Origin of the sequence: Microcystis sp. 0824 (genome assembly GCF_003112475.1) — a bacterium.
Classification (GTDB): domain Bacteria; phylum Cyanobacteriota; class Cyanobacteriia; order Cyanobacteriales; family Microcystaceae; genus Microcystis; species Microcystis aeruginosa_C.
Genome location: NZ_BDSM01000007.1, coordinates 212,254 through 223,449 on the forward strand (window position 1 = coordinate 212,254; position 11,196 = coordinate 223,449).

The window sequence follows — 11,196 nt, forward strand, 5'->3', positions numbered from 1 at the left end:
GAGACAGATCAAAAATGCTGAGTCTAAAAAAATCAACTAAACCGAAAGAGTGGGATTACAAACCCCTACTAATTATCATCGCCCTCGTCTATCTGGCACTATTATTATTTATTCCAGCAGCGGCAGTATTTTACTATGCTTTTCGCAATGGATTCCAAGCTTTTTTAGAAGCGGCGGGAACTTCTGACTTTATCGAAGCGGTAAGATTAACAGTCATTATTGCCCTAATTACTGTACCTTTAAACACAATTTTCGGACTTTGTGCCGCTTGGGTAATTGCTCGCAATCAATTTCGTGGCAAAACTTTATTAATTAGTTTAATTGACTTACCTTTTGCCGTTTCTCCCGTGGTAGCCGGTTTAATGATTGTACTGCTCTATGGGCGCAATGGTTGGTTAGGTTCTTTTTTAGAACTTTTCAGTATAAAAATACTTTTTGCTTTACCCGGAATGGTATTAGCAACTATATTTGTTACTATGCCTTTTGTGGCTAGGGAAGTTATCCCAGTCTTAGAAGAAATTGGCTTGGAACAAGAGGAAGCGGGGCGCACTTTAGGGGCAAATGATTGGCAGATTTTCTGGCGCGTCACTTTACCCAATATTCGTTGGGGGTTGATGTACGGAGTGCTGTTAACTAATGCCCGGGCGATGGGAGAATTTGGGGCAGTTTCTGTGGTTTCTGGCAGTATTTTAGGGAGAACTGCCACCCTGCCAATTTTCGTAGAACAGGCTTATAAAAATTATCTCACTCCTGCCGCTTTTAGTGCGGCGGCTATTCTCGCCTTACTAGCGGGAGTTACTTTAATTATCAAAGAAATTCTCGAACGTAAAACCGCCCACAAAATTCACACTACTTAACTACAAAAAATCTAAAAATATGAGTATTACTATCCAGCAAGTTTCCAAACGTTTCGGCAATTTTCAAGCTTTAGATAATATCAGTTTAACCATTCCTGAAGGCAAATTAGTCGCCCTTCTCGGACCATCGGGATCGGGAAAATCCACCTTATTACGTTCAATTGCGGGATTAGAAACTCCCGATAGTGGCGCAATTATCATTAACGGACAAGATACCACCCATCTGGATCCTAGACGGAGAAATATAGGCTTTGTTTTCCAACATTATGCCCTATTTAAACATTTAACTGTTCGTCAAAATATTGCTTTTGGTCTAGAAATTCGCCAGCAAAAATCGCCAGTAATTAAGAAAAAAGTTGAGGAACTATTAGAATTAATTCAATTACAAGGATTAGGCGATCGTTATCCCGCCCAATTATCGGGAGGACAACGGCAAAGAGTAGCTTTAGCCCGCGCTTTAGCCATTCAACCGAATGTATTATTATTAGATGAACCTTTTGGAGCTTTAGATGCAAAAGTTAGAAAAGAATTAAGGGTATGGCTGAGAAATTTACACGAAGAAGTTCACGTTACCAGTGTTTTTGTTACCCACGATCAAGAGGAAGCAATGGAAGTGGCCGATACGATTGTTGTGATGAATCATGGTAGAATTGAACAGGTGGGTTCTCCTGCCGAAATTTATGATCATCCAGCCACACCTTTTGTGATGCAGTTTATTGGGGAAGTGAATATCTTACCCAGTTTAGCAGGATTAGGAAATGGACATCATCCGGGTCATAATTCCACCGTTTTTATCCGTCCCCACGACCTCGAAATTATGCCCAATCAAGATGGGTTGAATAGTTGGGCAGTGGTGAAAAGAGTTATTCATTTAGGCTGGGAAATACAAGTAGAATTAATGTTAGTCGATGGGGAAATGGTGGTAGCTTATCTCAATCGAGAGGAATACAAACAATTACAGTTACAACCAGAACAAACGGTACATTTAAAACCGAGAAAAGCGACCCTACTCACTGATTTTGACAATAAAAGTGAGAAAGTTATCGATTATTCAATTTAAAAACTTTATTTGTGTGACAGCTTTTCTGATCAAGATGAAGTTTAACCAGAGGTTCATTGACTAGGGACGACAATCTCTGGCCTGGCTGTAATTCTGGCGAAAGCGATTGTCAAGGATTGAGATAGCCCTGTGTTTGTTGTGGGAAAAGGGTTTTATCAATTATGCAGGGCTGATTTGTAAGTAGCCGGTTGCGGGTTCAAATCCCATTTAACAACTTTTGAGTCAAGGGCTAATTTAGTAGTGTGATTGTTCTAAAATAAGGTCATCGCCCAATCAGTATATAGCAATGACCTTAATCGCTGTCATCGATTATGACATGGGAAATCTGCACTCTGCCTGTAAAGGACTGGAAACCGTGGGTGCAGTGCCGAAAATTACCGATTCTCCCCTAGATCTCGAAAAAGCTGACGCTATTGTCTTACCCGGAGTCGGTTCTTTTGATCCTGCTGTCCGGCAAATTCGCAGCCGTCATCTCGAAAAACCGATCAAAGCGGCGATCGCTAATGGTAAACCCTTTCTCGGTATCTGTCTCGGTTTACAAATTCTCTTTGACTCATCAGAGGAAGGACAAGAGGCGGGTTTAGGGATTATTCCGGGGACAGTGCGCCGTTTTCGCTCCGAACCTGGCATTACCATTCCCCACATGGGTTGGAATCAATTAGACTTCACCCAGCCGGATCATGCTCTTTGGCAGGGATTACCCCCGCACCCTCACGTCTATTTTGTCCATTCCTATTATGTCGATCCCCTTGATAGTCATCTGACTGCCGCCACCGTCACCCATGGCAGTCAAACGGTGACGGCAGCGATCGCTCGTGATCGTTTGGTAGCGGTGCAGTTTCACCCGGAGAAATCCTCGACTAATGGCTTAAAAATTCTGGCTAACTTTGTTCAACAGGTGCAAAAATTAGCTTTAGTCTCCTAAATAAGCCTTTAAAACCCGCTCGTTTTTTTGGATTTCGCTGGGAATGCCATCGGCTAAATTTGTCCCTTCTGCTAATACCCAAACGTGGTGACAAAGGGACATAATCACATCCATATTATGCTCGATAATCAAAAAGGTGATTCCCTGACGATTCCATTCGATAATATGGTCGCTGATTTGACCGATTAAAGTGGGATTAACTCCGGCGGCAGGTTCATCTAATAAAATTAATTTTGGCTCGGTCATTAGCGCTCGGCCAATCTCTAATAATTTCCGCTGTCCTCCCGATAAAGCTCCCGCATAATCGTGCGCTTTTTCCCCCAGACCGATCGAATCTAATATCTCCAAAGCTTTGGCACGATTTTCCTGTTCCTGTTGGCGAATTTTTGCCCCCTGAAACCAGACTTTGAGAAAATTTTCGCCCGTTTGTCCCGGACTAGCTAAGAGCATATTTTCTAACACCGTTAATCGGGATAATACCCTGGCGACTTGAAAAGTTCTTACACATCCTTTTAGGGCAATTTGATAGGGAGGCAGCTGATGAATGGGCTGACCATCAAGAAAAACTTCCCCTTTATCCGGGCGAATAAAATTAGATAAAAGGTTAAAAAGTGTAGTTTTTCCGGCTCCATTTGGTCCGATTAACCCGGTGATACTGCCCTGCGGCACATCCAAATAAGCATTATTGACGGCGCGAATGCCTCCAAAACTTTTCGATAATCCTTTGGCAGAAAGTAACATATATAAATTATGAATTATGAATTATGAAGTGGGAAGTGTTTTCAGTGAACAGTAATCGATGAACTGATAACTGATAACTGATAACTGAAATTATTTTCCCAAAGTTAACTCCTCTTTTTTGCCGAGGATACCCTGGGGTCGCCAGATCATTAAAACCATGAGCAGCAGACCGATAATCATAATCCTTAAAGCCCCTAATTGGCTATCATTAAAAATATCTAATTGGGGTAGAATAAAGCGAGTTAGGGAATCGTAAGCCCAGAAAATTACTGCTCCTAGTAAGGTGCCGGCATTGCTACCAGAGCCACCGAGAATAATAATAATCCAAGCGTTAAAAGTCAATAACGGTTCAAAATTAGTCGGGTAAATGGTGGTTAATTGCCATGCTAAAAAAGCCCCAGCTAAACCAGCGATCGCACCGCCTAACATCAAAGATTGTAACTTATACCAAAAGACATTTTTTCCCAAGGCCCGGGGAATTTCTTCATCTTCGCGGATAGCTTTGAGGATGCGTCCCCAAGGCGATCGCAAAAGTAATTCTAAACCAGTATAAACGAGAGCGAGGAGGACTAAAACTACCACCATCAGCCCGGCTTTGTAATTATAGTCATTCAAGGCAATTACACCGTTTATGTACAGAAAAAGCAGTATTATCGCCCCTAACAACCCCCAAAAGATTAAAGCTCTCTTTTGCGTCGGTTGATAGCTTTTGCCGCTAATTTGCCCAGCTTCGCGCCATTGTCGTTGCAGATTGCGCCCCAATTGCCAGAGAGCAAAGATAGCAAGCAGGGTAAACAGGGCAATAATTAATAATTTGAGGGGAAAACTGGGATTTATATCCAAAGGTAGGGGATAACGTTGTAGTCCGAAACTGCCTTTCGTTAACCAATCCTCGTTAAGCACCAGCAAACGAATTAACTCAGACACCCCGATGGTGACAATCGCTAGATAATCGGCTCTTAATCTCAGGGTGGAAAAACCGATGGCTAATCCCAACAATGCCCCTAGGAGCGCCCCGACAATGGCGGCAAAAATCATCGGTACACCCTGTAAAGTTAATAAAACCGTTGCATAAGCCCCTAAAGTGGCAAAAGCAACCTGACCAAAGTTAATTAAGCCAGTAAATCCCCATTGTAGATTTAAACCGAGGGCAAAAATCGCATAAATACCCGCCCAAATTGTCAGGGAAACTAAATAATCTGTCATGTTATGGCAATTATCTTAATAGTGAGGTACAAAGTTTTCGGTTTCGGGAGTCAGGAGCCAGAAGTCAGGAGTCAGGAATCAGGAGACGATGCCCAATCCAGTTATACTTCATACTTATAAGAAACGCTATAACTCAAAAATGATCTTCAAAGTAAAAAGTAAAAAAGGGGTTGGGAGTGTGGGAGTGCCGGAGTTGGGGAGAAAAAGCTGAAAACTCACATCTGATTACTGATTACTGAAAAAGCTGATTGCTAACTGCTAGTATAATATCAGTTACAACGGCCTCTGTAGCTTGATGGACAATTGTGACGAGCGGAGGGTGCTAGGCTATCAATACCGAAAAAACCTTGTCCTATTAATTTCTATGCCTCTTTTGATTCTAATTGCCGATGATGACCCCGGTATCCGCCTAGCGGTCAAAGACTATTTAGAATTAGCAGGTTATAGTGTGGTAGCGGCGAGTAATGGTTTGGAAGCTTTGAATTTATTGGATACCTATCATCCCCATCTTTTGGTATCGGATATCAAAATGCCGCGTTTAGACGGTTATTCTTTGGTGACTAAGGTGCGGCAACAGCCAGAATTTAGGTTATTGCCGGTAATTTTTTTAACCGAAAGAGGGTCAACAGAGGAAAGAATTCGCGGTTATCAAGTGGGTTGTGATATCTATCTGCCTAAACCTTTTGAGATGGAGGAATTAAAAGCGGTTATTCGCAATCTTTTAGAGCGATCGCAAATGGTGCAAAGTGAACGTCAATATCAGAAATTAAAACCAGAAGAAAGCCCCAAAACTAGGGATGTTTTAACTTCTTCTTTACAGGACGATTTTAAGTTAACTAATCGCGAGCGGGAAGTGTTAGAACATTTAGCCCGGGGACTTTCTAATAGTGAAATTGGGCAAAAACTGCATCTTAGTTCTCGCACGATCGAGAAATATGTTAGTAGTTTACTCAGAAAAACAATTACTAACAATCGCGCCGAATTGGTTCGTTTTTCCCTCGAACATAGATTAATCGATTAGCTGAAATAAAAAACTTAAATTTTGTTTTTTACTTCCTCTAAAAGACTGCCACAGGAGTCTAAAAGTAGCTCGATTACGCGGTCAAAACCTTCACGACCACCGTAGTAGGGATCGGGAACTTCTTTTTCTGGGTGATAACGAGCATAGTCACACATTAACTTGACCTTTTCTTGATATTTTCCTGTCCGATCTAGGGATAAAATATCTTGATAATTGGCTTTATCCATGGCTAAGATTAGATCAAAATTCTCGAAATCTTCGCGGGTAAATTGTCTGGCTGTCCCTTGCAGAGGAATACCGCGTTTTTTGGCCGCCGTATTCATGCGAGAATCGGGAGGAGAACCGATATGATAACCGGCAGTCCCCGCAGAATCACAGAGGATTTTATTACTTAATCCTTCTTGTTCAATCAGATAAGTCATGATATTCTCGGCAGCGGGAGAACGACAGATATTTCCTAAACAGACGAAGAGTAGTTTATAGGGCATAAATTGACCGGTAGAATCATCACTAAATTGCCAATTATAGGGCATTTTTAACATCCCGATAAAGATTTATCCTCAAAAAACTCCTCGCTGTCCATTAACCTAATTTTGGCTAATCCCAAGCTTTCTAAATAATCTTGCCACCCTTGGGGAGTATCTTCGATCGCTAATAATCCTAATACCCTAGCTACGTCTGCTACCCAAGGTAGGGTATGAATTCTATAACCCTGCCAGTTTACCTCTAAGGATAACCAAGCGGGAATCTCTTGGGGGTTAAATTGTTGGGAGGCAAGATAATCAGCTTGAAAGCAGTAAATCCGAGGTGGTTTTTGACTCTCTAACAAGGTTAAACACTCCTTCTAATCTGGACATTAATCTCTTTCCTCGTATTTTAGGGGAACCTCAGCATAATTTCTGTTAAATATGAACTTCTCTTGTCAATAAATAGTGAAAAAACAACTGATAACTAGGCCGAGTTTCCCCAAGGCAATTTACCCTTAATTCTCCCCTAAGCGAGGACGAATAATTAAATAAATTGCTGCACCGACTAGCGGCAATAGGGAAATTACCGGCAACAGGAAAGGATTTTTTAATCCCCGTCGGGTTAGATCATCTTGCAGCAAAATTGGACATAATAGGGTTAAAAGACAGAAATCTAAACTCATAACATTAATAAAACGGCTAGTTTGCCACTGATACCAAAAATCAGACCAATTGCCGTTGATTAATCCGTAAGCGATTAAAATTGCCGCAGTAATTAGGGCAATTACTCCTAACAAAGGTGAGTCTAAAAGTTTAATGACCAGATTTTTTTTACCAGTAAAATTGCTGTTGGGTTGACGGAGGGTTAGATAGGGTAAAATGGCGAAAGCACCCACAGCAAAGGAGGCAAAAGCAAAGGGCCAAGCGATGATTTTTTGGTCACGACCATCGATAATTAAAAGGCTAGTGTAGATAAGTGGCCAAACTCCCATCAGGTTGAAAAGAGCGATAATTAACGGGTTAATATCTTGCCATTTGCCAGTGGAAAGATTGATAATTAAATTCATTGTATCTGGTTGGTCGGGGGGTGCTAGTAAAAAAGCGTATAATCCGAAGCATAACCAAAGTAAACCGAGAATAATTTTTGTTAACATGGGAGTAGATAATTAGGATAATTTAGTAATCGGGTCTTCAGCACATATTTTAGTAGAAAAGTGATCAAAAGATCAAGCAAGATTACCTAATTAATGATCACTAAGTAGGTAGGCGTTAAAAATTATCAGACACTCCCCTTATCAAGCTGGGAGATCCCCCCGCCTATCGGCACCCCCCTTATCAAGGGGGGCAGGGGGGATCGAACCTAAAATCCATTTTTAATTTAATTATAACCAGCTACTTAATTTTTAGGGAAGACGACGGGGATTCATGGTTTCTCCTGGGGTAATTTCTGCACTTTTAGAGTGGAGTAAGCGAGTTTGTTCGAGGATAGTTTCTAAGTCTTCATCCGAGAATTCTTGTACATAGTTTAATTTGACTTCTTCTAGGAAGATAATTAATAACATCTCGATTCTTTCTAGACTGTGACGGGATTGTAATTCCCCGGCGAGAGATTGCCCGAAACGCTGGACTAATTGCTGTAATAAACGCTCAAAAACTTCGTCTTCCTGGGTAATCTTTTCAGCTATGTTAACAAAGGATTGATACAATTGACTAGATAAGCGATTGCTCAAGTCAGTTTTTAACCCTTTCATGCCGGGTAATCGCAATAAGCTCTGATAAGCGGGAGTTTGACTGAGAATTTTCTCGATATTGTATTTAATTAAAGCTTCTGCTTCTGGTTTAACTTGCGGTAAAACCTTGTCAACGGTGCTATTAACTACTAACCGAAAAATTTCGATAACTTCATTAATATCATTGAGATTATTATAGCCACCATTAAGGGATTTATCGAGAAATTTCTCCACTTGTCCCCGTCGGATATATTCCTGAATTTTATTAATGATTCTCAGGAGAATTATCTCAGTAATATCTTTAGAAATTAGCGCAACTAAGCCTTTAACTGCCTGTTCTTTAATCAACCTTAAGTTAATAATTTTAACTTGATCTAGGCGAATACCGGTAGGAATAAATCGCAACCATCTCCAGATAGGAATAAACAGAAAAATATCATACCATCGCCATAACATAGCCTCGCGCCAACGCAGACCTTTATGAGTGCGAGCAATCCACCAAGTTCTCAGCATAAATTCCCAGAAAAAGATGGTTCCAAAGAAAAAATCGATCGCCTCAAAGTTATCTATCGGTCTCCCATCTTCTCCTAGGGGACGAAAATAATTAGTTTCTATTAAAGGTTGAATTTCTTGATTAAAAAACTTCAACTCTTTTTCCCAGCCATTTTGACTGAGATAATCCCAAGTCCAAAACTTCTGAAAGGCTGCTTTTGCAGAAACATTTTCTGTTTTAAAAACCCGCAAGCGCATTTTATTTTTAATCTTCTCTAAAGTTCCAGTTTTCTCCGCCGAGGCAAAGGGATTATTATCGACCATATTGACACTTTTTTGGCGCAAATTATCTAAAACTTTCTCAATCTCTTGGCGATATTCTTGCAGATTAAACTCTGGTTTAAAGAGCTTTTGATTAATTATTTGATTAAGTTTATTAACCGTATCTAAATATTCACTGGTACTACGATAGGGTTTAATTCCTTTCACCACATCATACTTAGCGATTCCTCTAACAAAGGGAATTTCTAGGGGTTTGTCGGGAGGTATTTGTAATTCTTGAAAGGCAATCGGCCCGAGTTTTATTGGTTCATTAAATCTTAACAAAGTTATTTGCAAGCGTCCCTGTAACCAAAAATCTCGCAGGGGAATATAGGTTAAATCGAAAATAACCAGAATATAATTACATAATACCAATAGGGCCATGCAAGTCTCAAAGAGATTGCGTAGGGAAAAACGACGGTTTCTGCTCACGGGGGTTTTAGTCAAAGTCATTAGCCTAGAAAGCACACTTTGACTATGGTAAACCGAAAACGCCTAAACAGAGATGAGACAACTAGAAAATAAACGTTTGGGTTTATAGTCGGCTCTCCACCTTGTAGATCTTGTAGGCTGCATTAATCAAAGGTAACGCATCTTATCTGAGGTTAAAATTTTTTTCTTTCTAATTGTTGCTAGAAATGGGTTAAGTAGGTAGGCACAATTATTTGTAGGATGGGTTAGCGGTAGCGTAACCCATGCGGGCGTTGGGTTTCATGCTTCAACCCAACCTACGTTCATTTTATATTTAATTCCACCCACCTACTTAAAAATATCCAGGGGCGATAATATTGGATACCATTATTTCTATAAATCGCTTTACGATCTTCGATTAAATCTAAGGCCAATTCAATCGCTTTTCCCATGGTAGTTAAGTCTCCTGCGGTTAAAGTAGGTGGCGTAAATTGGTGAATTCCGACAAAATCTTGCACGGTTTTAACCCCTCCATTACCAAAGGTAACAATAGCGGTTTCTACGCTCAACGTCGCTTGCATATCCCGCATCACATCCTCCTGAAAGGTTTTGATACCATCATTGAGAGCCTTAATCGGTTCCCCTTCCATTGAACCAGACGTATCTAGTAGTAATACCACAGGACAGCGATTTTCCTGATTTTCGACAAATTCAGCCACACCAATCGGCATTTTTTTCAAGCCTCCTAAATTTTTGAACTGGGGGAACTATGGGAGTTTTAGCAATTGGGATTATTTACTTTTTGTCCTATTATATCTGAACTTCCCCCATACATATATACCATAATAGCCGAAAACCCTTATCCATCAATGGATGCACCCCCTTAACTTTTCTTAATGTACCCATGTAATTTGTAACATTTTTTAATGGACAAGAATTCTCTCCATTTGCTAGAATAGTAGTCATGTATATAGAAAAAGTTCCTAACCGTAATTCTCCCCCCGCCGTTCTTCTTCGGGAGTCCTACCGAGAAGGAGATCAAGTCAAAAAAAGAACCCTGGCCAATCTCTCAAAATTACCCGATGATATTATCGACAATCTAAAACTGGCTCTTAAAGGGGCAACACTGTCCATGAATGAAGGCATTCCCAATAATTTTGAAGTGATTAGAAGTCTTCCTCATGGTCATGTAATGGCTATTTTAGAGACGATTAAAAAATTGGGTTTAGATAAAATAATCAGTGAAAAATCCTCACGAATCAGAAACTTAGTGGTGGCGATGATTGTGGCAAGAATCATCAATCCTAAATCGAAACTAGCCACAGCGAGAGGGTTTAATAGTGAGACTGGCAGTCAGAGTTTAGGACAATTGTTAGACTTAGAAAAAGCCGATGAAGAGGAATTATATAACGCCTTAGATTGGTTATTAGAAAAACAAGAGAAAATTGAGAAACACCTAGCACTTAAACACTTAGAATCAGGCACATTAGTCTTGTATGATGTCACTTCTACTTACCTAGAAGGCAATGGTTGTGAACTGGAAAAATATAGTTATAATCGAGATAAAAAGAAAGGGGAAACTCAGATAGTTTTTGGTTTGTTATGTTCAGCTAAGGGTTGTCCGATAGCATTAGAAGTATTTGAAGGAAACACCTCAGAAGGTGCTACTTTAAGCGGACAAATTGAGAAAGTCAGAAAGGGTTGGGGGATTGAGAATGTTGTCTGGGTAAGATTAGGGGTCGAGAAGGTCGTCACCGACCTCCCCTCCCATTCAGAACCGTGCGTGAGACTTTCACCTCACACGGCTCCTAGTTTGACTGTTCCCTTGTTAAGGATACCGCTTGACTTCTCTGTGGTTGCCTGTGATAATTTCCTTGTGGTTATATCGAGGCTTCCATCGGAAGCTGATTTTTCGTCGTGACAGTGGCGGTGTAGTATTTGAAGGTTTTTATACTCATCCTTTCC

General features: G+C 40.6%; 11 protein-coding genes and 2 pseudogenes. 5 read left to right on the forward strand and 8 right to left on the reverse strand.

What is annotated here, in order from left to right:
- The first annotated feature begins 14 nt into the window (after positions 1–14).
- The 3 genes from cysW to hisH all read left to right on the forward strand — a co-directional run bounded on the left by cysW (position 15) and on the right by hisH (position 2,842).
- Positions 15–857, forward strand: a complete 843-nt coding sequence (gene cysW, locus N0824_RS03435; RefSeq protein ID WP_046661095.1) for a sulfate ABC transporter permease subunit CysW — start codon at positions 15–17, stop codon at positions 855–857.
- Positions 858–876: 19 nt separating this feature from the next.
- Positions 877–1,917 carry a sulfate/molybdate ABC transporter ATP-binding protein gene (locus N0824_RS03440; RefSeq protein ID WP_108935716.1) on the forward strand — a complete coding sequence of 347 codons (1,041 nt, stop codon included), beginning with the start codon at positions 877–879 and terminating at the stop codon, positions 1,915–1,917.
- Between the two features lie 286 nt (positions 1,918–2,203).
- Positions 2,204–2,842, forward strand: coding sequence for an imidazole glycerol phosphate synthase subunit HisH (gene hisH, locus N0824_RS03445; RefSeq protein ID WP_052278185.1), 639 nt, complete (start codon positions 2,204–2,206; stop codon positions 2,840–2,842).
- Here the strand turns inward: hisH and N0824_RS03450 are convergent.
- Both N0824_RS03450 and N0824_RS03455 read right to left on the reverse strand, forming a co-directional pair.
- The gene (locus N0824_RS03450) at positions 2,831–3,583 is read right to left on the reverse strand and encodes an ABC transporter ATP-binding protein (protein ID WP_108935717.1); all 753 of its coding nucleotides are present in this window, start codon (positions 3,581–3,583) and stop codon (positions 2,831–2,833) included. The two genes, hisH and N0824_RS03450, sit on opposite strands and share 12 nt — an antisense overlap.
- Positions 3,584–3,673: 90 nt before the next feature.
- Positions 3,674–4,789 carry a branched-chain amino acid ABC transporter permease gene (locus N0824_RS03455; protein ID WP_108935718.1) on the reverse strand — a complete coding sequence of 372 codons (1,116 nt, stop codon included), beginning with the start codon at positions 4,787–4,789 and terminating at the stop codon, positions 3,674–3,676.
- Positions 4,790–5,153: 364 nt separating this feature from the next.
- Here N0824_RS03455 and N0824_RS03460 point away from each other — a divergent pair, with 364 nt between their 5' ends.
- Complete coding sequence (locus N0824_RS03460; RefSeq protein ID WP_002731853.1) at positions 5,154–5,810, forward strand: response regulator transcription factor; 657 nt, start codon at positions 5,154–5,156, stop codon at positions 5,808–5,810.
- A gap of 14 nt (positions 5,811–5,824) precedes the next feature.
- On the opposite strand, the gene N0824_RS03465 is transcribed toward N0824_RS03460, so the two are convergent.
- From N0824_RS03465 to N0824_RS03485, 5 genes are all read right to left on the reverse strand, one after another.
- Positions 5,825–6,343 (reverse strand): low molecular weight protein-tyrosine-phosphatase, encoded by a 519-nt coding sequence (locus N0824_RS03465; protein WP_108935723.1) that lies wholly within the window; start codon positions 6,341–6,343, stop codon positions 5,825–5,827.
- Between the two features lie 2 nt (positions 6,344–6,345).
- The gene (locus N0824_RS03470) at positions 6,346–6,639 is read right to left on the reverse strand and encodes a hypothetical protein (protein WP_002733401.1); all 294 of its coding nucleotides are present in this window, start codon (positions 6,637–6,639) and stop codon (positions 6,346–6,348) included.
- A 153-nt stretch (positions 6,640–6,792) separates the two neighbouring features.
- Entirely contained in the window at positions 6,793–7,431 is a 639-nt protein-coding gene (locus N0824_RS03475) for a DUF2834 domain-containing protein (protein WP_108935719.1), read from the reverse strand.
- Positions 7,432–7,680: 249 nt separating this feature from the next.
- Positions 7,681–9,273, reverse strand: a complete 1,593-nt coding sequence (locus N0824_RS03480) for a hypothetical protein (RefSeq protein ID WP_108935720.1) — start codon at positions 9,271–9,273, stop codon at positions 7,681–7,683.
- A gap of 281 nt (positions 9,274–9,554) precedes the next feature.
- Positions 9,555–9,962 carry a VWA domain-containing protein gene (locus N0824_RS03485; RefSeq protein WP_233256343.1) on the reverse strand — a complete coding sequence of 136 codons (408 nt, stop codon included), beginning with the start codon at positions 9,960–9,962 and terminating at the stop codon, positions 9,555–9,557.
- Positions 9,963–10,195: 233 nt separating this feature from the next.
- Here N0824_RS03485 and N0824_RS03490 point away from each other — a divergent pair.
- A pseudogene (locus tag N0824_RS03490) lies at positions 10,196–10,960 on the forward strand (tail length tape measure protein); the annotation flags it as partial.
- A 79-nt stretch (positions 10,961–11,039) separates the two neighbouring features.
- Here N0824_RS03490 and N0824_RS21830 read toward each other — a convergent pair.
- Positions 11,040–11,196: pseudogene (locus N0824_RS21830) on the reverse strand (HNH endonuclease); the annotation flags it as partial.